This window comes from Edwardsiella tarda ATCC 15947 = NBRC 105688 (assembly GCF_003113495.2).
Classification (GTDB): domain Bacteria; phylum Pseudomonadota; class Gammaproteobacteria; order Enterobacterales; family Enterobacteriaceae; genus Edwardsiella; species Edwardsiella tarda.
Map to the genome: position 1 here is coordinate 3,601,388 of NZ_CP084506.1, position 22,299 is coordinate 3,623,686.

At 50.9% G+C, this 22,299-nt stretch carries 19 protein-coding genes and 1 pseudogene; 15 read left to right on the forward strand and 5 right to left on the reverse strand.

The window, feature by feature from the left end; translation table 11 throughout:
• Positions 1–167 precede the first annotated feature (167 nt).
• Entirely contained in the window at positions 168–1,997 is a 1,830-nt protein-coding gene (gene glmS, locus DCL27_RS16680; protein ID WP_035598612.1) for a glutamine--fructose-6-phosphate transaminase (isomerizing), read from the forward strand.
• 68 nt (positions 1,998–2,065) lie between these two features.
• Here glmS and DCL27_RS16685 read toward each other — a convergent pair whose 3' ends face one another.
• Positions 2,066–2,902 carry a glycosyltransferase gene (locus DCL27_RS16685; protein WP_005291194.1) on the reverse strand — a complete coding sequence of 279 codons (837 nt, stop codon included), beginning with the start codon at positions 2,900–2,902 and terminating at the stop codon, positions 2,066–2,068.
• 349 nt (positions 2,903–3,251) lie between these two features.
• On the opposite strand from DCL27_RS16685, the gene pstS reads away from it, so the two are divergent.
• From pstS to phoU, 5 genes are read left to right on the forward strand one after another with little or no spacing between them, the layout of a single operon-like run.
• Positions 3,252–4,292, forward strand: coding sequence for a phosphate ABC transporter substrate-binding protein PstS (pstS, locus tag DCL27_RS16690; protein WP_005291187.1), 1,041 nt, complete (start codon positions 3,252–3,254; stop codon positions 4,290–4,292).
• 60 nt (positions 4,293–4,352) lie between these two features.
• On the forward strand, positions 4,353–5,324 hold the full coding sequence (gene pstC / locus DCL27_RS16695) for a phosphate ABC transporter permease PstC (RefSeq protein WP_005291184.1): 972 nt from the start codon (positions 4,353–4,355) through the stop codon (positions 5,322–5,324).
• Between the two features lies 1 nt (position 5,325).
• On the forward strand, positions 5,326–6,213 hold the full coding sequence (gene pstA / locus DCL27_RS16700; protein ID WP_005295702.1) for a phosphate ABC transporter permease PstA: 888 nt from the start codon (positions 5,326–5,328) through the stop codon (positions 6,211–6,213).
• 45 nt (positions 6,214–6,258) lie between these two features.
• Entirely contained in the window at positions 6,259–7,038 is a 780-nt protein-coding gene (pstB, locus tag DCL27_RS16705) for a phosphate ABC transporter ATP-binding protein PstB (protein WP_005291170.1), read from the forward strand.
• 17 nt (positions 7,039–7,055) lie between these two features.
• A complete protein-coding gene (phoU, locus tag DCL27_RS16710; RefSeq protein ID WP_005295697.1) occupies positions 7,056–7,778 on the forward strand; it encodes a phosphate signaling complex protein PhoU in 723 nt (240 codons plus the stop codon).
• Between the two features lie 70 nt (positions 7,779–7,848).
• Here phoU and yieH read toward each other — a convergent pair whose 3' ends face one another.
• Both yieH and adeD read right to left on the reverse strand, forming a co-directional pair.
• A complete protein-coding gene (yieH, locus tag DCL27_RS16715; RefSeq protein ID WP_035598609.1) occupies positions 7,849–8,520 on the reverse strand; it encodes a 6-phosphogluconate phosphatase in 672 nt (223 codons plus the stop codon).
• 63 nt (positions 8,521–8,583) lie between these two features.
• Positions 8,584–10,359, reverse strand: a complete 1,776-nt coding sequence (gene adeD / locus DCL27_RS16720; protein ID WP_005291163.1) for an adenine deaminase — start codon at positions 10,357–10,359, stop codon at positions 8,584–8,586.
• Between the two features lie 210 nt (positions 10,360–10,569).
• On the opposite strand from adeD, the gene DCL27_RS16725 reads away from it, so the two are divergent.
• The gene (locus DCL27_RS16725) at positions 10,570–11,907 is read left to right on the forward strand and encodes an NCS2 family permease (protein ID WP_035602796.1); all 1,338 of its coding nucleotides are present in this window, start codon (positions 10,570–10,572) and stop codon (positions 11,905–11,907) included.
• Positions 11,908–11,983: 76 nt separating this feature from the next.
• Here DCL27_RS16725 and DCL27_RS16730 read toward each other — a convergent pair whose 3' ends face one another.
• Complete coding sequence (locus DCL27_RS16730; protein ID WP_228594451.1) at positions 11,984–12,721, reverse strand: 4'-phosphopantetheinyl transferase family protein; 738 nt, start codon at positions 12,719–12,721, stop codon at positions 11,984–11,986.
• A gap of 238 nt (positions 12,722–12,959) precedes the next feature.
• Between DCL27_RS16730 and DCL27_RS16735 the strand changes: the two genes are divergently transcribed.
• The 4 genes and pseudogenes from DCL27_RS16735 to DCL27_RS17865 all read left to right on the forward strand — a co-directional run bounded on the left by DCL27_RS16735 (position 12,960) and on the right by DCL27_RS17865 (position 14,951).
• Positions 12,960–13,616 (forward strand): TVP38/TMEM64 family protein, encoded by a 657-nt coding sequence (locus tag DCL27_RS16735; RefSeq protein WP_374189234.1) that lies wholly within the window; start codon positions 12,960–12,962, stop codon positions 13,614–13,616.
• Entirely contained in the window at positions 13,613–14,206 is a 594-nt protein-coding gene (gene smrA / locus DCL27_RS16740) for a DNA endonuclease SmrA (protein ID WP_035596324.1), read from the forward strand. The genes DCL27_RS16735 and smrA overlap by 4 nt, the downstream gene beginning before the upstream one ends.
• A 435-nt stretch (positions 14,207–14,641) precedes the next feature.
• Positions 14,642–14,827: pseudogene (locus DCL27_RS17860) on the forward strand (recombinase family protein); the annotation flags it as partial.
• Positions 14,808–14,951 carry a helix-turn-helix domain-containing protein gene (locus DCL27_RS17865; RefSeq protein ID WP_445224728.1) on the forward strand — a complete coding sequence of 48 codons (144 nt, stop codon included), beginning with the start codon at positions 14,808–14,810 and terminating at the stop codon, positions 14,949–14,951. The pseudogene DCL27_RS17860 and the gene DCL27_RS17865, both read left to right, overlap by 20 nt.
• Before the next feature lie 151 nt (positions 14,952–15,102).
• Here the strand turns inward: DCL27_RS17865 and DCL27_RS16750 are convergent, their stop codons facing one another.
• Positions 15,103–15,270 (reverse strand): hypothetical protein, encoded by a 168-nt coding sequence (locus tag DCL27_RS16750; RefSeq protein ID WP_223931164.1) that lies wholly within the window; start codon positions 15,268–15,270, stop codon positions 15,103–15,105.
• Positions 15,271–15,659: 389 nt separating this feature from the next.
• Between DCL27_RS16750 and DCL27_RS17870 the strand changes: the two genes are divergently transcribed.
• Genes DCL27_RS17870 through DCL27_RS16770 form a run of 4 tightly spaced genes read left to right on the forward strand, consistent with a single transcriptional unit; the run spans position 15,660 to position 22,299 of the window.
• Positions 15,660–15,776: an excisionase family DNA-binding protein gene (locus tag DCL27_RS17870; protein ID WP_445224729.1), complete on the forward strand. Its 117-nt coding sequence runs from the start codon at positions 15,660–15,662 to the stop codon at positions 15,774–15,776.
• 24 nt (positions 15,777–15,800) lie between these two features.
• Positions 15,801–18,869 carry an anti-phage-associated DUF499 domain-containing protein gene (locus DCL27_RS16760; RefSeq protein WP_035596320.1) on the forward strand — a complete coding sequence of 1,023 codons (3,069 nt, stop codon included), beginning with the start codon at positions 15,801–15,803 and terminating at the stop codon, positions 18,867–18,869.
• Positions 18,866–19,453, forward strand: coding sequence for an anti-phage-associated DUF3780 domain-containing protein (locus DCL27_RS16765; RefSeq protein ID WP_035596317.1), 588 nt, complete (start codon positions 18,866–18,868; stop codon positions 19,451–19,453). The genes DCL27_RS16760 and DCL27_RS16765 overlap by 4 nt, the downstream gene beginning before the upstream one ends.
• Complete coding sequence (locus tag DCL27_RS16770) at positions 19,453–22,299, forward strand: anti-phage-associated DUF1156 domain-containing protein (protein WP_035596314.1); 2,847 nt, start codon at positions 19,453–19,455, stop codon at positions 22,297–22,299. The genes DCL27_RS16765 and DCL27_RS16770 overlap by 1 nt, the downstream gene beginning before the upstream one ends.

Consider the following 22,299-nt stretch of genomic DNA (forward strand, 5'->3'; position numbering starts at 1 on the left):
CCAAGCAGGAGTACAGCGCAAAACATAATAACGCGCCCTACAACAGATAAGGCGTGGCCCCACTCTCTACAAGGCTCGGGGCAACGACGTAATACGTCGTTTATCAATCAGATCGATACGGGCATCGACAAACCGCCTTGGTGGTTTTGTTATAGGAATTAAATCGTATGTGTGGAATTGTTGGCGCAGTGGCGCAACGTGATGTCGCAGATATTCTGTTAGAAGGCCTGCGCCGTTTAGAGTATCGCGGTTATGACTCGGCGGGATTGGCGATAGTCGATTCTCAAGGCCATGTACAACGTTTACGCCGAGTCGGCAAGGTCAAGGCATTGAGCGATGCTGTCGCCCTATCTCCGATGATCGGGGGAACCGGTATTGCCCATACCCGTTGGGCGACTCATGGTGAGCCGAGTGAACAGAATGCGCACCCCCATGTGTCCGGCCACATTAGCGTGGTACACAACGGTATCATCGAAAATCATGAAATACTGCGCGCGCAATTGATCGAGCGTGGTTATCACTTTACCTCTGAAACCGATACCGAAGTGATTGCCCATTTGGTGAACTGGGAGCAGCGTCAAGGCGGATCCCTGTTAGAGGTCGTTAAGCGGGTGATCCCACAACTACGAGGTGCTTACGGTACCGTCGTCATGGATAGCCAACAGCCTAACGTACTGGTCTGTGCACGCTCCGGTAGTCCATTGGTCATCGGTCGCGGTATGGGAGAGAACTTCCTCGCCTCCGATCAGCTTGCCTTGCTACCCGTAACGCGTCGCTTCATCTTCCTGGAAGAGGGGGATATTGCCGAGGTGACGCGTCATAGCGTGACCATTTTCGATGCGAGTGGTGCGGCGGTAGAACGCGCCGAGATTGAGTCCAACGTGCAGTACGATGCTGGTGACAAAGGCAATTATCGTCACTACATGCAAAAGGAGATCTATGAACAGCCTCAGGCCATTAAAAATACCCTTGAGGGGCGTTTTAGCCATGGCTGCATCGATCTGAGCGAACTGGGTGAGGCAGGGGATCGCCTGTTATCACAGGTGGAGCATGTGCAAATCATCGCCTGCGGCACCTCTTATCATTCTGGCATGGTGGCGCGTTATTGGTTTGAGGCATTGGCCGGTATTCCTTGTGATGTGGAGATCGCGTCGGAGTTCCGCTATCGCAAGTCTGCGGTGCGCAAGAACAGCCTGATCATCACGCTATCTCAGTCCGGTGAAACGGCTGATACTCTAGCGGCGTTGCGTCTGTCAAAGGCGATCGGCTACCTGGGATCGCTGGCGATTTGTAACGTCGCCAGTTCATCGCTGGTGCGTGAGTCCGACCTGGCATTGATGACGCGTGCCGGTACCGAGATCGGTGTGGCTTCAACCAAGGCCTTCACCACGCAATTAACGGTGTTGCTGATGCTGGTGGCGCGTATCGGTCGTCTGCATGGTATGGCTGCCGATATCGAGCATGATATTGTTCATGCGCTACAAGCCTTGCCGAGCCGTATCGAACAGATGCTGTCGCTGGATCGTAGCATCGAAGCGTTAGCTGAGGAGTTCCTGGATAAGCATCATGCATTGTTCTTAGGGCGTGGTGATCAGTACCCGATCGCGATGGAAGGTGCGCTGAAGCTGAAGGAGATCTCCTATATTCATGCCGAAGCCTACGCCGCTGGCGAGCTGAAGCATGGTCCATTAGCACTGATCGATTCCGATATGCCCGTGGTGGTGGTCGCTCCGAACAATGAACTGTTGGAGAAACTAAAATCCAACATTGAAGAGGTGCGCGCCCGCGGTGGTCTGCTGTACGTTTTCGCCGCCCAAAGCGCCGGGTTTAGCGAAAGTGAAGGGATGCGTATCATTGCGTTGCCGCATGTAGAAGAGGTGATCGCGCCGATTTTCTACACGGTCCCATTACAGCTGCTTTCGTACCATGTTGCATTGATCAAAGGTACTGACGTAGATCAGCCGCGTAATTTGGCTAAATCTGTCACCGTTGAGTAAGTCTTCGTCTGTGATGATAAGGGGATGAGTATTCATCCCCTTTTTTAGTGGCGCTCTGCAAGCGTGCGTTAGCGGGCTAACGAAGCGAAGAGATAACGTAACCACCACAGCGGTTTCCACCAACGTTTTTGCTGCGGCAACGTTACCGGGAATAGATTATGACGGTAGATGATACGCCATTCAAAATTAAGGAACATACGACTGTGCCCATATTCATCGCCATAGTTTTCACACTCATACCGTTTTTGCCGATCGATCGGTGTATTCGCCGATAAGTCACGCTCTAGACTATGATAGCTTTTTTCACGATCTAACTTTCTTTCATAACAGACAAACTTTTTAGGCAAATATTTCTGTCGAGAACCATGGTATTTGTGATATTTAACAAAGCGATAGTCTTCCGCACCATAATTCCCAGCGAACTCTTCGTCATAGCCAAAGTGACGGAAGAAACGCGCTCGCGACATAAAAAAGAGATTGGAATGGCCTTTGTAGAGGCCACGCTCATCGCTGCGGCGATAAATTTTATAAAAATTTCTACCTGGGTTTTTAGTTTTAATTAAATAGCTTAACGTCTCTTCGGGTAGTTCATGGTCAAGATCAGTGAGCAATATCTTATCTGACTTTGCATAGGTCACACCGAGATTGCGCGCTCCGGCTTGGTTCCACTTAATATCTTCAGTAATTTTTAGCCAGGTAATGTTTAAATCAAACTTTTCAATTTGATAAGAAATCGGTGAGCCATCATCGATGATAATAAATTCAATTGCGCTACGCAGGGATAACGGTAGTTGCTCATACTTTCTCAACAAAGAAAATATAGATTCAAGACTTTTCTGATTGCAATAAAAATGTGTCACATAAGACAGTTTAATATGTTGCTTATCGTTATCTTGGTGAATCATTTATTAGTTACCCTGTAAACATATCTTATGATATAGAAAATTTTTATATTATCCCATGAATGGTTAGCAATATCATCAAAGAGATAGATGATTATCTGATCGTAAATGTGATACTGTCTAGAAAGTTGCATAAGAAGCTTATCCTCGCCACTGGGCTGTCGTTCATAAACGTGGTCGTCTCGGATGCTCCTCTGACTTCTTCTCCTCCTTCTCCCTCCCACGATCAACTGTCATAAAACTGTCATAATCCATACATTTTACTGTCATCAAACTGCCTTATTTTGCTTCCTGCACCATACTTGATCCGATTGTTGATACGTTAGCTTGATAACGCTTCCCTGGAGGGAATATGAAACTGATGCGTACCGCTGTCGCTGGGATTGTCGCCGCGACCGTCTCCTTGAGTGCCACCCCGGCCTTCGCCGCTGAGAGCCTGACAGGTGCCGGCGCTACCTTCCCGGCGCCGGTTTATGCCAAGTGGGCCGATTCCTACCAGAAAGAAACCGGTAACAAAGTGAATTATCAAGGTATTGGTTCTTCAGGCGGCGTGAAGCAGATCATCGCGAACACCGTCGATTTCGGTGCCTCCGATGCACCGCTAAGCGATGAGAAGCTGGCGGCCGACGGTCTGTTTCAATTCCCTACCGTGATCGGTGGGGTCGTGATGGCAGTGAACCTACCGGGGGTGAAGTCGGGTGAGTTGACATTAGATGGTGAGACGCTGGGCGACATCTACCTGGGTAAGATTAAGAAGTGGAATGACGCGGCGATCGCCAAACTCAATCCGGGCGTTAAACTGCCGGATCAGAATATTGCCGTGGTGCGGCGTGCGGATGGTTCCGGTACCTCTTTCGTCTTTACCAGCTACTTGAGCAAAGTTAATCCGCAATGGAAGGCCGATGTTGGTGCCGGTTCGACGGTGAATTGGCCGACCGGTTTAGGGGGTAAGGGCAATGACGGCGTCGCCGCTTTTGTCCAGCGTCTGCCGGGCTCTATTGGCTACGTCGAGTATGCCTACGCTAAACAGAATAAGTTGGCGTACACCAAACTGGTTTCTGCTGATGGTCAAGCGGTTAGCCCGACGGAGGTCAGCTTCAGCAATGCGGCTAAAGGGGCCGATTGGAGCCGCTCTTTCGCTCAGGATCTGACGAACCAGGCGGGCGATAATGTATGGCCGATCACCTCGACGACGTTTATTCTGGTGCATAAGGCATCGACCAAGCCAAAGCAGACGGCTGAGGTACTGAAGTTCTTCGATTGGGCCTATAACGATGGCGCCAAGCAGGCCAATGCATTGGATTATGCCACCTTACCCGCGTCCGTGGTGGAGCAGATCCGCGCGGCCTGGAAGACGAGCGTCAAGGATAGCGGCGGTAACGCCCTGTATTGATGATTTTTCGGCACGCCCTTCCGGGCGTGCCCTATCATGATCGTTTAAGAAGAGATAGACATGGCTGATTCGCCTTCCGTTAATAAACAGCCGATGATGAGAGCGCCGAGTAAGCTCGGAGATGTGATTTTTGCGCTGTTGGTCAAGCTGGCGGCGCTGATCACGTTGTTGTTGCTGGGAGGCATCATCGTTTCCCTGATCATCGCCGCGCTGCCCAGCATGGAGAAGTTTGGCTTCGCCTTCCTGTGGAGCAAAGAATGGGATGCGCCAGCAGAGCAGTTCGGGGCTTTGGTGCCGATCTACGGTACCTTGGTGACCTCGCTGATCGCGTTGATCATTGCCGTCCCGGTCAGTTTCGGTATTGCGCTATTCTTGACCGAGTTGGCTCCCAACTGGTTGCGTCGTCCTTTAGGGGTGGCGATCGAACTGTTGGCGGCGATCCCCAGTATCGTCTACGGCATGTGGGGGCTGTTTATCTTCGCGCCATTGTTTGCCGAATATTTTCAAACCCCGGTGGGTGAATTGCTGGCTGGCATTCCCATCGTCGGTACCCTATTTTCTGGCCCGGCCTTCGGCATCGGCATCCTGGCTGCCGGGGTGATCCTGGCTATCATGATCATCCCTTACATCGCGGCGGTAATGCGCGATGTGTTTGAGCAGACGCCGGTGATGATGAAAGAGTCGGCTTATGGCATCGGCTGTACCACCTGGGAGGTCATCTGGCGCATCGTTTTACCCTTCACCAAAAATGGGGTGATCGGTGGCATCATGCTGGGTCTGGGGCGTGCGCTGGGGGAGACCATGGCGGTCACTTTCGTTATCGGTAATACCTACCAGCTGGATAGCTTCTCGTTGTATATGCCGGGTAACAGTATTACCTCGGCATTGGCCAACGAGTTCGCCGAGGCCGAGTCTGGGTTGCACACCGCCGCGCTGATGGAGCTGGGACTGATCCTGTTCGTGATTACCTTCATCGTGTTGGCGTTGTCCAAGCTGATGATCCTGCGCCTGGCGAAAAATGAGGGACGTTAAGATGGCAACGATGGATGTGCAAAACCCGCAGCAGCTGGCGGAGTCTCGTCGCCGCATGCAGGCTTGGCGTCGGCAGAAGAACCGCATCGCCCTGTGCCTGTCGATGGGCACCATGGCCTTTGGTCTGTTCTGGTTGGTATGGATCCTATTCTCTACCTTCACCCGTGGCATCGATGGTATGTCGTTGGCGCTGTTTACTGAGATGACGCCACCGCCGAATACCGAGGGGGGCGGGTTGGCTAACGCCATCGTCGGCTCCGGGTTGTTGATCCTGTGGGCAACGGTGATCGGCACGCCGCTGGGCATCATGGCGGGGATCTACCTGGCTGAGTATGGCCGTAATAGTCTGTTGGCTAACGTGACTCGCTTTATTAACGATATCTTACTGTCTGCGCCATCGATCGTCGTCGGTCTGTTCGTCTATACCATCGTCGTGGCGAAGATGCAGCACTTCTCCGGTTGGGCTGGCGTGATTGCGCTAGCGCTGTTGCAGGTGCCCATCGTTATTCGTACCACCGAGAATATGTTGAAGCTGGTGCCTGATAGCCTACGTGAGGCCGCTTATGCGCTGGGTACGCCGAAGTGGAAGATGATTTCGGCGATCACCCTAAAAGCGTCGGTCTCGGGGATTATTACCGGGGTACTGTTGGCCATCGCCCGTATCGCCGGTGAGACCGCGCCGCTGCTGTTTACGTCACTCTCCAACCAGTTCTGGAGCACCGACATGATGCAGCCGCTGGCTAACCTGCCGGTCACCATCTTTAAGTTTGCCATGAGTCCGTTTGCGGAGTGGCAACAGCTGGCTTGGGCTGGTGTACTGCTGATCACGCTGTGTGTCTTGCTGCTGAATATCGTGGCCCGCGTGATTTTCGCCAAGAAAAAATACTAATTTTGGGGTGCCGTCACGGCGGCACCGCTCACAGAGAGAAAAACGATGAGTAATGTAGTGACAGACACGACCAACAGTAAAATTCAGGTACGCGATCTGAACTTCTATTACGGTAAATTCCATGCGCTGAAGAATATCTCGCTGGATATTGAACAGAATAAAGTCACCGCCTTCATCGGCCCATCCGGTTGTGGCAAGTCGACGCTGTTGCGTACCTTTAACAAGATGTTCCAGCTCTACCCGGAGCAGCGCGCCGAGGGGGAGATCCTGTTGGATGGTCAGAACATCCTGACGGATAGCCAAGATGTGGCGTTGTTGCGCGCCAAGGTGGGGATGGTCTTCCAGAAGCCGACGCCTTTCCCGATGTCGATCTATGACAATATCGCCTTCGGTGTTCGTCTGTTCGAGAAGCTGTCACGCGCCGATATGGATGAGCGTGTGCAGTGGGCCCTGACCAAGGCCGCCCTGTGGAATGAGACCAAGGATAAGCTGCATCAGAGCGGTTACAGCCTATCTGGCGGTCAGCAGCAGCGTCTGTGCATCGCGCGCGGCATCGCTATCCGTCCGGAGGTGCTGCTGCTGGATGAGCCCTGCTCGGCATTGGATCCCATCTCGACCAGTCGCATCGAAGAGCTGATCACCGAGCTGAAGCAGGATTATACCGTGGTGATCGTGACCCATAACATGCAGCAGGCGGCGCGTTGTTCCGACTATACCGCATTTATGTATCTGGGTGAGCTGATCGAATTTAGCGATACGGATAAACTGTTTACCGCACCGGCACAGCGGCAGACGGAAGATTATATTACTGGTCGTTATGGCTGATGGTTGAGGAAGGGAATATGGATAATTTGAATTTAAACAAGCATACCTCCGGCCAGTTTAATGCCGAGCTTGAGCATATCCGCACTCAGGTAATGAGCATGGGGGGCCTGGTAGAGCAGCAACTCACCGATGCCATTACTGCCATGCATAATCAGGATGCCGAGTTGGCGCGTCGTGTGATCGAGGGAGATGCCAAGGTCAATATGATGGAGATCGCCATCGATGAGGCCTGTGTCAAAATTATTGCCAAGCGTCAGCCGACCGCCAGCGATTTACGCCTGGTGATGGCAATCATCAAGACTATCTCTGAGCTGGAGCGCATCGGTGATGTGGCCGATAAGATCTGTCGTACCGCGTTGGAGAAGTTCTCCCAGCAGCATCAACCGTTGCTGGTTAGCCTGGAGTCATTGGGGCAGCATACGGTGCAGATGCTGCACGATGTACTGGATGCCTTCGCGCGTATGGATTTGCATGAAGCCATTCGTATCTATCGGGAAGATAAGAAGGTCGATCAGGAGTATGAAGGGATCGTTCGTCAGCTGATGACCTATATGATGGAAGATTCACGGACCATCCCCAGCGTCCTGACGGCGTTATTCTGTGCCCGCTCCATCGAGCGCATCGGCGATCGTTGCCAGAATATCTGCGAATTTATTTTCTACTATGTGAAAGGTCAGGATTTCCGCCATATCGGTGGCGACGATCTGGAGCAGTTGTTAGCCGGAAGTCGAGAGCAGTAAGCCTATCTGGCCAATACGTTTTACCGACGAGCCGCCCTGCATCGCAGGGCGGCTCGTCGCTATAAGGAGGCTAGGCGGTGTGAGTCAGTTGCCAGCCGCGTTGGCGCCATAGCGAGGGTAATTGGCGCAGATCATCGAAGGCGGTCACCAGGGGATGATCGATGGGCGGATTATGGGGATCGGCGCAAAAGTAGAAGACCGGAATACCCGCGGCGATCCCGGCATGTGCGCCGGCCGGTGAGTCATCCACCAGAATGCACTCCTCGATCGTCACTCCCATGCTTTGCGCCGCATGGTGCATCAGATCCGGTTCGGGTTTCCAACTTTGGATATCATAGCCGCTGTACAGATGATCGCCGAAGAATGGCAGCATACCGGTAGCGCCGAGTGAGCTTTGCATCTTACTGACCGGCCCGTTCGAGGCGGTACACATAGGGACGCAGATCTGACTCAATAACTCGTGGGCGTGTGGGATCGGCTGGAGTTCGCTAGCGAACAGGCGCGCGACTTCGGCGCGGTAGTGAGACTCCATCTCGGCGCGATCGGCGTGAAAAGGGTGACGACGTTGGATGATATCGATGATGTCATACAGTCTCACCCCTTTGAACTCGCGATAGATCTCATCCAGGGATAGCGTTATCCCATAGCGCGCGAACATACTGACATAGGCTTTACTACAGATGATTTCGCTGTCTACCAGCGTTCCGTCACAGTCGAAGAGAATACAGCGGATACTGCTCATGGTCGTCCCTTTTGGCCAGTCGGCGCGGAAAGCACCCGCGCCGTATCAAGATTTCTGCCTAGTTTAAACGCTCTCCTCGTCCATGCGAACCTCGGTAAAGCAGAAGTGATCGACATCGAACAGACCGAGGCTAGTCAGTTTGAGTGACGGGATCACCGGCAGGGAAAGGAACGCCATCTGGATGAAGGGTTCGTTCAAGGTCATACCGCATGCGTGGCAAGCCTGTTTGAGTTGGTCGATTACCTCAGCGATCTCTTCGGCCGACAAAGAGCTCATTAAACCGGCGATAGGTAATGGCAGATGCGCCTGGACCTGACCGTCGGCAACGACGCATAGCCCACCGCCGTCTTGGATGAGTTGATTGACGGCTTGCGCCATCTCTGCCGGATCGTGCCCGATGGTGACGATGTTATGGCTGTCGTGGCTGACGGTGGCCGCCAGGGCTCCTTTATTCAGACCGCTGTTATGCAGTAGACCCAACGCCGGGGCCTTCCCGTGGCCATAGCGCTCCATCACCGCCATACGGCAGACATCTGGGGTATCGAAATCATCACCCTGCCAGCGGACGATGCAGGCCGGGGTAATCAGCTCATTGGGGATCAGCGTCAGTGCGCGGTAGGCCGTACCGGGTGTCAGCGTCAGCGTCAAATCGTCGGCGCTTAATGGCGCCCGCTGTACGGTGTTGTGCTGCGGCGGGCAACTCGCCAGCTGGCGCGCCGCAGCATCGCGCAGTAACTGTGCACCATCAACGGGTTGACCTCCCGCGAAAACTTGGCGGATGGTGACCTGTTCGACATCATCCAGCAGGACGATGTCGGCCTTTTTCCCTGGGGCGATCAGACCTAGCCGTTTTAGGCCATAGTGGCGCGCTGCCGACCAACTGGCGACGCGATACGCCACATGCGGCGCCAGATGATGCTGTTGGATCAGGCGGCGGATCAGGGCATCGATATGCCCCTCATGGGCGATCTCCCATGGATTGCGGTCATCGGTACATAGCATGCATTGTGGGCTATTGAACTCGGTGATCAGCGGTGCCAGGGTATCCAGGTTACGCGCCGCCGACCCTTCTCGAATCATCAGCGCCATGCCGAGTGCCAACTTCTCCCGTCCCTCCTCTAGCGCCATGGTTTCATGGCAGTTCTCTATTCCTGCCGCCAGATAGGCATTCAGCGCCTTGCCGTGCAACGTTGGACTATGGCCATCCAGCGTGAGATGGCGGAAGGCATCCAGTTTATCTAGGGTGGATTCATCGCCAGCGATGACACCAGGGAAATTCATCATCTCCGCCAAGCCTAAAACATGGGGATGATCGCGGTAATGCAACATCGCCGGCAGCGGAAACTCGGCGCCATTGACATCGGTGCCAGCCAATGCGGGTACGCAAGAGCTGACTTGGACAAACTGATTCTGCCGGGCACCGTCGGCGCAGCGTAAGAACCAGGCTAGCCCCGCTTCGCCCATCACATTGATAATCTCATGGGGGTCGCAGACGATGGTGGTCACCCCAAGCGGTAGCGTCACACTCTCGAAGGTGATCGGTGTCATCATGCTGGATTCAATGTGGAGATGAGCATCGATAAAACCGGGTACGGCGACGGCGCCACCGGCATCGATATGCTGGCGGGCCGGGGCATCGGCATAGTCGGGGCCGACGCCGGCGATGCTATCGCCGCTGATCAGGATGGGGCCCGGTCGAGTGCCGCCGTTGATGAGATCTAGCAGTAAAACATTATCGATACGAATATCGGCAGGTTGCTCGCCACGGGAAACGGCCAGAAGATGCAACATTGCTGTGCGAGAAAGCGATTGCGTGTGCTTGAGGCTAATATTTTTCATTGTGATTACCTTAATCTTGTTGTTTTTATCATTTTGATATTAAAGCGTTTTTCTTTGTCTATTGTAGCGATTTTATGTATATAAGCGTTTGCGTTACATCACATTGGCTGATCGGTGGCAAAAAAACACCAAAAAAAGGATGTGACAGACATCATAATTTGGCATTTTTAGTATAGGATAACCATCCAAGACACTATACGGATTTCATGTATGAGCCCATCCCAGTCCACGACACCCTCTTCCCGGGGCGTATTCGAGCGCGTCTTTAAGCTGCAGGCGCATGGTACCACCGTTAGGACCGAGGTGATCGCCGGTTTCACCACCTTCCTTACCATGGTGTACATTGTCTTCGTTAACCCGCAGATCTTGAGTGCGGCCGGCATGGACACCCAGGCGGTATTTGTCACCACCTGTCTGATCGCCGCCTTCGGGAGTATTCTGATGGGGTTGCTGGCCAACCTGCCGGTTGCTTTGGCACCGGCCATGGGATTGAACGCCTTCTTCGCCTTTGTCGTCGTTGGTGCCATGGGGATCTCTTGGCAAATCGGTATGGGGGCGATCTTCTGGGGCGCTGTCGGCCTGTTTCTATTGACGGTATTCCGCATCCGTTACTGGATGATCGCCAATATTCCGCTGAGCCTGCGTGTCGGGATCACCAGCGGGATTGGTCTATTCATCGCCATGATGGGGCTGAAGAACGCGGGCATCATCGTGCCAAATAAAGATACGCTGGTGACAGTCGGTGAGCTGACTTCGCACCATGTATTGCTGGGGGCTCTGGGTTTCTTCATTATTGCCGTCCTGGCTTCCCGTAATATCCACGCCGCCGTCCTGGTCTCCATTGTAGTGACAACCACCATTGGCTTGCTGCTGGGTGACGTGCAGTACAGCGGGATATTCTCCATGCCGCCGAGTGTGACCAGTGTGGTCGGTCAGGTGGATCTGAGCGGAGCACTCAACATCGGCCTGTCTGGCGTCATCTTCTCGTTTATGCTGGTGAACCTGTTCGACTCCTCCGGTACGCTGATCGGGGTGACGGATAAGGCCGGACTGACGGATGCCAACGGTAAGTTTCCCCGCATGCAGCAGGCGCTGTATGTCGATAGCATCAGCTCGGTGGCCGGCTCGTTCATTGGTACCTCCTCCGTTACCGCCTATATCGAAAGCTCCTCTGGCGTCTCCGTCGGCGGCCGTACCGGCCTGACTGCCGTGGTGGTGGGGCTGTTGTTTATGCTGGTGATCTTCCTCTCTCCGCTGGCTGCTATGGTGCCGGCCTACGCCGCCGCGGGGGCGTTGATCTATGTCGGCGTATTGATGACGTCGAGTCTGGCTCGAGTGAAGTGGGACGATCTCACTGAGGCGGTACCGGCTTTTATTACCGCCGTGATGATGCCCTTTAGCTTCTCGATCACCGAAGGCATTGCGTTGGGCTTCATCTCCTATTGCGTGATGAAGGCGTTTACCGGTCGCTGGCGTGAAATCAGCCCCTGTGTTGTCGCGGTCGCGCTGCTGTTTGTGCTGAAGATTGTATTGGTTGACGCGCACTGATCATCGGGACATGCGCATGATACGACAGGGAGGGCTTCGGCCCTCCCTTGTTATTGGTGGCGCGCCGATGTCGCGCTCAGTCCGGGAGCGCCTGTAGGATGGTATGACTCGTAAAGCGGAGAAAACTGGGAGAGTGGTCTAACTCTTGGCGTTTCTCCTTATCGACGTTGGCCAAGCGTCCATTCGGCTGCATGTGCCAGTAGTGTAGGCGTTGCAATGCCGGGCTGCGGCTACAGGGCCAGGCCATGTCATGATGGATGGCGCTCAAGGTCTCAACCTGAGGCGTTATGCTGGATCGCAGCTTACCGGCGCCGGGCTGGATATGTAGGGTCGGCAGCCCGCTGTCGCCGAGCCCAGAGATTTTTAAGATCGACTGGCGGATGGTCCAGAGCTGGGTTATCGCCTCTAAACGATCCTCCTGCCGGGCAATCCAGGCTTTCTCTGTGTTACTCAACCACTGTTGTTGCAAGGGGATAAATCCCCCTTGGCGCGCTCGGATCACCTCGATGTCGAGGCCAACCTGACCGGTGCAGCCTAGCATCACACCGACGATATGGCCGGCGTAGGCCAGGCTAAAGTCGGGCAGCGTTGGATCGATAAAGAAAGGGCGACCATGGCGGTCGATCGCCGTGCGTGGCAACTTACTGTAGCCATACAGAATCGCCATCAGTTCGGCTAGTGCCACGCGGGCATGCAGATAGCGCTCACGTCGCTTGGGTGAGTAGTGGAGCGAGGTGGCGATGACGTCTTCGGTCAGGCGATGGACGTCTAACGGGCGATGCTCTGTGTTCCACCAGATAAAGTGGCTTTCCATAGTCACTCCCTGCATTATCGAGCCAGATTGTGCGACAGGCGCCGATAAGTTGAGCGCATGTATGTTGTCTATAACCCTGAGAATTATTTATCCTTTGGCAAAATTTGATAATTGCCATGTATGTAATGTGTGGCGCAGCGCACTGATTTGCGTCAGTTGGCTGTCGCGAGTGTGAACTGAGAGGTCATGATGATGGAAAAGAAGGGGTAAGCGCGGGTTCGCCTGGGCCGCGTTGATATTGCTGGTGGTCGGCCTCGCGTGTACGCCATTACGCGCGTTGTGTTCGGATCTGGCGGCGCTGCGTCAACTGCTCGGTGCATTCGGATTTTGTTATGGGGCGATCGGCTATGTGCTACTTTTCGTCGTTGCCTCGCTGTTACTGTTTCCGGGCAGCGCCTTGGTGATCGCGGCGGCGCTGCTGTTTGGCGCCTTCTGGGGCACATTGCTCTCCTTGTTGGCCGCGACATTGGCGTCGGCCTGTGCCTTCTTGTTGGCCCGTCATTTAGGACGTGAGTGGTTATTGTCACGTTTCGGCGATCGTCCCCTGTTTCAACGTATCGCCCGCGGAATCGATGCCTATGGCGTCGATTTTTTGATCTTTACCCGCTTAGTCCCCTTGTTCCCCTATAACATCCAGAACTATGCCTATGGGCTGACGGATATCGGCTTCTGGCGTTATACCCTGATATCGTTCTTAACGTTGTTGCCGGGAACCTGGGTGTATAGTTACCTGGCGGCAACGTTGGCTGAGCAAGGTATCACCTGGCGTGTCAGTGTGGAGTTGTTGCTGTGTGGACTGCTGTTGTTCGCCTTGACGCAGGCGGCCCGTCGAGTGTATCGGCGTTGTCTGACGGTGGTTCAGGATCAACCCTCACGCGTGGAGACTAAGCGATGAGTCAGGAAGAGGACGTGATGGAGCACGATGTGCTGTTTCATCAGGCGATGGTCGGGGTGAAGCCTTTACTCTCCGATCGGGTACAGCTTACCTTGCAGAGCGCACCGAGCGAGGCTCAGCTCGCCCGGCGTGCGGCGGCGCAGCAGGTATCGACGGCGTCGTCGGATTATCTCTCGCTGGAGGGCGTCGAGATGTTACGCCCCCACGATCTGGTGGGGTTTAAACGCGACGGGATCCAGGAGGGGGTCTACCGTAAGCTACGCCTGGGAAAATATGCGTTGCAGGCGGTACTGGATTTGCATCGTCATACCCTGAACGAGGCCCGGAGCGCCTTACTACAGTTTATCGCGGACTGTTTAGCTCGCGACATCCGCACCGTACTGGTGTTGCATGGTAAGGGGGAGCGTAGCCAGCCCCAGGCGCTGCTGAAGAGTTATGTCAGCGCCTGGCTACCGCAGATCCCCGCGGTGATGGCGCTACACAGTGCCGAGCGGCGTCACGGCGGTAGCGGTGCCCTATATGTCCTACTGCGTAAGAGCGAGCGGCGTAAGGCCGATAACCGTGAACGCCATCAGAAGCGCTTAGGCTGAACTTGGCGGGGTTAATCACCCCGCCGCCCTCTCACTTATTTGCCGATGCAGAATGTAAATAATCTATTATCTTCAATTTGTTAGTGGCTTTTCGTGGGCCGCTTGGGGTACAAGTAACTAAAACAGCATATTGAGAGGCCGCTCACGGGTTCCTGCTATCGTGCAGCGTTCCCACATAGTCCATTATCAATCGTGCAGCCTCCCCATATCAATCAATGCGAGGCCCCCACACGCAGTCAAAGCCGCTTTTTAGGTGAGTTTTTAATATATTTTGAACCGGCTATAGCACGGCTATCTTAAAGGATAGAGGATAATCACGTTGGGTACGTTTGAACTCAGTCATCATCACGTTCTCCATATTTTAGTCAGGAGCGTGCCAACGCTATTCAGGTCGGGTTAGAGAACGAATCCGGGGCTACGCTGGCACGGCCAGGGCTTCCGACTTCCTGGGTGGCATTACAGGGGAACAGCCGCGCCGAGTTCACCAGCGCCATCTTGCAGGCTGTAAATGGCATGCTGTTGGATATGCTCGCAGCCGTCGCTCGTAAAGACTATGAAGATCGCCGTCGCAGGCAGCAGCAGGGTATTGCCAAGGCCAGGGATGAAGGGAAATACCAAGGATGAGAAGAAGCGTCAGCACATCGCTAGGCTGTTGGTGACAGGCCACAGTTATTCCGCGATTCAGGAGATGCTTGGTTGCTCAAGGTACCTTATCGCCAGTGTGGCCAAGGAGGCGCGCAGTTAGCTCCGGAAGTAGCCATTTTTGATGACTGGCCCACCCTTACGCTTTGGACGCGGGGTTGCCTTGAGGGTTTTCGCTGTCCAGATAAGTGCGATGCTCAGCGCTGTGAACAGCCCGGCGGGCCAGTGCCAGCAGGTGAGGGCGGCAAGAGCCATTAACTGCAACCTGGCCGTGATGGGGCGCCTGGTGGCTCATGCCAGTATTGGCCAGCACCATACACCAGCGGCAGACAGATCAGTAGCCAAGCGAACAGCGTGTTGCCAAGTGCTATCAAGCCCAGCGCAACCACCGCCATGAGGGCGATATCAGCGATCGGTTTCATGGTGTCTCTCTTTTGCATGCGCCTTGTAGCTATACAGACTCCACACGAAGACAAGCGTGAAGAAGGCCAGCAAGCCTACCATCCCCCAACTGAACGCATCCATCGGGTTACTCCATCACTGAACATAATTCCAGCATGGCACCGAAGGCCTTAGTGTTCAATCAACTTGTTGAAAATGTTTATTTTGTTCGTTCGTGACAAAGTTGGAGTTCTGGAATCCTGACAAGTTTACACCCTGTTTGTTAGGATATAGCCCTATAGATGGGTGTTCCTCAAGGTTTGTTGCCTAAAAAACGACCAGAATGGAGTCCAAAATGGAAGACAGATGGTTATCCGTTGATGAAATTGCAGATTACCTCGGCATTAAGCGAGACACGGTATACAAGTAGATTGCAGAGAAAGGTATGCCTGCACACAAGATTGGACGTCTTTGGAAATTTAAAAAGGATGAAGTAGATGGCTGGGTACGCGATGGCAAGGCTGGCGAAAGCAGTGATCAAGAATAAAAAAGCAGATTTAGGAGCAGTGTAATGAAAACCGTACGTAATGCATGCCAGTTGCAGCCGAAGGCATTGGAAATCAATGTCGGCGATCAAATCGAGCAGCTTGATCAAATAATCAACGACACCAATGGCCAAGAGTACTTTAAAAAGACCTTCATCACTGATGGTTTTAAAACATTGCTCGCCAAGGGTATGGCCCGTTTAGCTGGAAAATCAAATGACACTGTCTTCCACCTCAAGCAAGCAATGGGTGGTGGTAAAACCCACTTGATGGTCGGCTTTGGTTTATTGGCCAAAGACGCTGCGCTTCGCAATAGTCACATAGGCGCAATGCCATACCAGTCTGATTATGGTTCAGCCAAAATAGCCGCCTTCAACGGGCGTAATAATCCCCACACTTATTTCTGGGGCGAAATAGCGCACCAGTTAGGTAGAGAAGGTGTATTCCGGGAGTACTGGGAATCTGGTGCCAAGGCACCAGACGAACAAGCTTGGGTTAACCTATTTGATGGGGATGAACCTATTCTTATTTTATTGGATGAGATGCCTCCTTACTTTCATTACTACAGCACCCAAGTACTTGGGCAAGGAACCATTGCAGATGTAGTTACACGGGCTTTCTCCAATATGCTGACAGCTGCACAGAAGAAAAAGAATGTGTGTATTGTCGTGTCAGACCTTGAAGCCGCCTACGACACAGGGGGCAAGCTGATTCAACGAGCTTTAGATGATGCTACACAAGAACTTGGGCGTGCAGAGGTTTCAATTACGCCTGTAAATCTGGAGTCAAATGAAATTTATGAAATTCTAAGAAAGCGCTTGTTTTTAGCTCTTCCTGATAAAAGTGAAATTTCTGAGATCGCCTCTGTTTACGCAACAAGACTTGCTGAAGCAGCTAAAGCCAAAACTGTTGAGCGAAGTGCTGAGGCTTTAGCAAATGACATTGAATCAACATATCCTTTCCATCCTAGCTTCAAAAGCATAGTTGCACTCTTCAAAGAGAATGAAAAATTCAAACAAACGCGGGGTTTGATGGAGTTAGTTTCCCGATTGTTGAAATCCGTTTGGGAAAGTGACGAGGACGTATATTTAATTGGAGCTCAACACTTTGATCTTTCAATCCACGATGTTAGAGAAAAATTGGCTGAAATATCTGAGATGCGAGATGTTATCGCACGAGATCTTTGGGATTCAACCGATAGTGCACATGCACAAATTATTGATTTAAATAGCGGCACCCACTATGCCAAGCAAGTGGGTACAATTTTGCTAACGGCAAGCCTATCAACAGCTGTAAATTCGGTTAAAGGTTTAACTGAGAGCGAAATGCTTGAGTGCTTGATTGATCCTAATCATCAAGGGAGTGATTACAGAGCTGCATTTGCAGAATTAGCCAAGTCAGCATGGTATCTACATCAAACTCAAGAAGGCAGAAATTATTTTAGCCATCAAGAAAACCTAACCAAGAAGCTTCAAGGTTATGCAGATAAAGCCCCAGAGAATAAAGTCCGGGAGTTGATTAGTTTCCGCCTCGAAGAAATGTATCGTCCAGTTACAAAGGAGGCTTACGAAAAAGTGTTGCCACTTCCTGAAATGGATGATGCAGAAGCAGCATTGAAGTCTTCAAGAGCACTATTAATCATAAGTCCAGATGGAAAAAATCCACCAGGGTTTGTAGCAAATTTCTTTAGAAGCTTAATTAATAAAAACAATATACTTGTTTTAACTGGTGATAAGTCATCAATTGCAAGTATTGAAAAAGCCGCACGTCATGTTTATGCAGTTACAAAGGCCGATAATGAGATTCCAACCTCTCATCCTCAACGTAAAGAGCTGGATGAAAAGAAAGCCCAATATGAGCAGGACTTTCAAACGACAGTTCTTACTGTTTTCGATAAAGTATTGTTCCCTGGTAATGGTGGCGGGCAAGATTTGCTGCGCTCAAAGGCGTTAGATAGTACCTATCCATCAAATGAGTCTTACAATGGCGAACGACAAATAATCAAGACGTTGACGTCTGACCCAATCAAACTATATACGCAAATCACAGAAAACTTTGATGCGTTGAGAGCAAGATCTGAGTCATTGCTATTTGGACCTCAGGATGAAGCTCGTAAAACCGATTTGCTTGATAAAATGAAGCAAAAGACACAGATGCCATGGCTACCAAGCAAAGGTTTTGAGCAACTTTCAATAGAAGCTTATCAGAGAGGTGTTTGGGAAGATCTTGGAAATGGATATATCACCAAAAAGCCTAAGCCAAAAACAACAGAAGTGATTGTAAGTGAGGACTCATCACCTGATGATTCTGGAACTGTACGTTTGAAGATAGATGTTGCCAATGCAGGAAACTGCCCTAGGATACATTATGCGGAGGATGGTGAAGTTTCAGAAAATAGTCCCGTTTTAGGGGAAAATATTCTGGCAACCAAAGCTTTGCGTGTTCAATTCCTTGCCGTTGATCCAACTGGAAAAAATCTCACAGGGACTCCTACAACATGGAAAAATCGACTAACCATTCGCAATCGGTTTGATGAAATTGCTAGAACCGTAGAGTTGTTTGTAGCCCCAAAAGGAAACATAAAGTTCACCCTCGATGGCTCAGAAGCCAGAAACGGTGAGTCATACAATGGACCAATTCAGTTATCCGATCAGGAAACTACGGTTTATGTTTTTGCTGAATGTGATGGATTAGAAGAGAAGCGTAACTTCACTTTTGCGGAGTCGGGTTCCAAAGAGATTCCCATTGTAAAAGATAAGCCCGCGATCTTAGTGAGCCCCTCTCCAAAACGAATGGACAGCTCAACCAAAACCTATGAAGGCCTAAAAATTGCGCAGGAAAAGGGCATAGAGTTTGAGCAAGTAAGTCTAATGGTTGGGTCTGCTCCAAAAGTGATTCATTTATCTTTGGGTGAGATGAAAATAAGCGCTCAATTTGTTGAAACGGCTTTGGCTCATTTACAAAGTATTCTTAGTCCTGAAGCACCTGTAGTGATGACTTTTAAGAAAGTATATACGAAGACAGGTCATGATTTGGAGCAATTTACCAAGCAATTAGGAATTGAAATTGGAACCGGTGAGGTCGAGCAACGATGAGTAAAACAGTTGACTTCGGTGCACCGTCTGATTTTGGCATGCATCACTTTTATGTAGAAATTCCCGCAGCACCCCGAGATGCCGTAGTGATTTATGAGGACTATGGCTTCGATGGTGATGAAGCCCGCAGGGAAACGGTAGAGCGCCGCCTGATTTTGGCAAGGGAGCTATGGACCAAGATTCGCGATGATGCTCGCCGAGATTTCAATGCTCGCCTAAAAGTGAAAAAACAAGGTTCTGGTACCTGGTCTACCGGAAAAGTAAAGCTCGACCGCTTTCTTGGGCGTGAGTTGTGCGTGCTTGGCTGGGCTGCTGAACATGCCTCTCCTGACGAATGTCTAGTGATTTGCCAAAAGTGGTTGGCTCTGCGCCCAGAAGAAAGATGGTGGCTTTATAGTAAAACCGCTGCCGAAGCGGGTCGAGACGATCAAATGCAGCGCGGCTGGCGTAAAGCGATTTACTGTGCGCTATCGGATGGAGCCAATATTAAATTGGAAACCAAAAGGAAGCCAAAGTCTAAAAAGATTCAAGCTGAAGACGAACCCCAGGATCTGTTTGGATTTATGGAAAAGGGAGAGTTTTAATGGCATTACAACCGTTTGAATGGAAAGACAAGCCGGCTCTGATTGAGCACCTCTTTCCTGTGCAAAAATTATCTGCTGAAAGTTTTAAAGAGCAGAGCGCCGTTCAAAGCAAGACTTTAGTAGCATTAGGTAGTTATTGGAAAGGTCGCAAACCTCTAGTCTTGAACAAGGCTTGCATTTTAGGTTCTCTGCTTCCAGTGACCGAGAATCGCTTAAAAGATTTAGAAATCTTTGAGCTTCTTATGGGTATGGACCCTGAATCAATGCAAAGGCGAATTGAAGAAAATTTACCTGCTTCAAAACGGGAGGATGTTGGGGATTACTTAGTACTTCCTTTTAATGATCAAGTTCGCGCAGGAAAGCGTGCGGAGGAAGTTGGAGATTCACTTTTTGCTCTTATCTGGAACAGAGTTAATTCTCACTTAGGAACCTCCGCAAACTCGATTCCTGGGTTAGTAGAGCAAATGGGAATAGCACGTTTTGGTCATAGGCCAAAGGTTGCAGACGTATTTGCTGGCTCTGGACAAATTCCTTTTGAAGCCGCTCGACTCGGTTGCAATGTATATGCCTCTGATTTAAATCCCATGGCATGCCTTTTGACGTGGGGGAGTTTCAATATCGTCGGCGCGCAAGCGAACAGCAAATCAGGTTTTGCGGCGGCTCAAGCAAAATTGGTTGAAAGAGTTCAGAAAGAAATTGATGAGCTTGAAGTTGAGGTTGATGGTCGAGGCTGGAGAGCAAAGGCATACCTTTATTGTGTTGAAGTAATTTGTCCAGAAAGTGGCTGGGCGGTTCCGGTTCTTCCGACACTTGTAGTTAGCGCTAGCAAGTTTGTAGTTGTTAGATTAATTCCAGTTGAATCGGAAAAGCGGTATGAGATTGAGGTTAAGTACTGCAAAAATAAGAATGAAATGGAGGTGCTGGATAATCCAACTGTTAATGATGGTTATTTGATTCACAGCCCCAATCCGGGACAACATTATAGATCAAAAATTAGCAGTATCCGTGGTGATGTTCGTGTCGGTAGAATTACTACATCATTTCTTCGGAAATGGGAAAGAAGTGATTTTATCCCAAGAAAAGATGATATTTTTCAAGAACGCCTTTACTGCGTTCAGTGGGAAAAAATGATCGATGGAAAATCCCGCCTTGAAACCGAGTTTCGATCAGTTACTAATGATGATCTAAAGCGAGAATCTAAGGTCGTTGACTATGTTGCTTCTCATTTTAATGAATGGCAGGAAAATGGTTTCATACCAGATATGGTAATCGAGAGGGGATATAACACAGATCAACCAATAAGAGAACGAGGCTGGACATATTGGCATCATTTGTTTGCTCCTAGGCAACTTTTGATGTTAGGGATCATAAAAAAGACGCTCCTAGCGGACCCAGAATTTTCAGAGCAGCTATATGTATCATTCAGTAGGCTGTTAGATTGGTCCACAAAACTATGTCGGTACGGAACTGGTGCTGCGCGCGAATCAATCTCGCAAACATTCTACAATCAGGCTCTAAATACTTTTTACAACTATGGAGTAAGACCATTCTCTTTTGCTTCTAAATATCTGCTAGAGAAAACCTATAGCTTTCCGTTACCAGCTAAAGCGTTCGTAAACTGTCATCCGGCGCATAATATAGAAGTAGAAAATGATATATACGTAACTGACCCTCCGTATGGAGATGCGGTTAAGTATGAAGAGATTACAGAGTTTTTTATTGCTTGGTTACGAAAAAATCCGCCAAAGGAGTTTGCCCACTGGATTTGGGATAGTAGACGAGCTATTGCTATTAAGGGGGAGGACGACAGCTTCCGCGCAGGTATGGTCGCGGCCTATCGAAAGATGGCGCAGAAGATGCCAGACAATGGCTTGCAGGTGCTGATGTTTACCCATCAAAGCGGTGCCATTTGGGCGGACATGGCTAATATTATCTGGGCCAGCGGCTTGCAGGTGACGGCAGCGTGGTACGTAGTGACTGAAACTGACTCAGCATTGCGTGGAGGCTCTAACGTAAAAGGCACCATCATTCTGATTTTGCGTAAGCGTCATCAAGCACTAGAAACCTTTCGTGATGATTTGGGCTGGGAAATCGAAGAAGCCGTTAAAGAACAAGTTGAATCGTTAATTGGATTAGACAAAAAGGTTCGCGCACAAGGTGCTGAAGGCCTTTACACCGATGCAGACCTGCAAATGGCTGGTTATGCAGCCGCGTTGAAAGTATTAACGGCTTATTCGTGTATCGACGGTAAAGACATGGTGACTGAAGCCGAAGCTCCGCGCCAAAAAGGTAAAAAAACGTTTGTCGATGAATTGATTGATTTTGCGGTGCAAACTGCCGTTCAGTTTTTGGTGCCTGTTGGTTTTGAGAAAGGCGAATGGCAGAAGCTCCAATCGGTTGAGCGCTTCTACCTGAAAATGGCAGAAATGGAGCACCAAGGCGAAAAAACCTTGGATAACTATCAAAATTTCGCCAAAGCGTTCAAGGTTCACCATTTTGATCAACTCATGAGTGATGCCTCAAAGGCCAACTCTGCGCGGCTTAAACTATCGACTGAGTTCAGAAGCGCCATGATGGTCGGTGATGCTGAAATGGCAGGCACACCGCTGCGGGCGCTGCTCTATGCCTTATTTGAGCTTTCAAAAGAAGTTGAAGTAGACGATGTGCTTTTGCATCTTATGGAGAACTGCCCGAACTACCTTCCTAACAAGCAACTGCTTGCCAAAATAGCGGATTACTTGGCTGAAAAGCGTGAGGGTTTAAAAGGCACCAAAACGTTCAGCCCAGAGCAGGAAGCTAGCTGTGCGCGTGTTCTTGCGGAAGCTATTCGAAACCAGAGGCTGTAA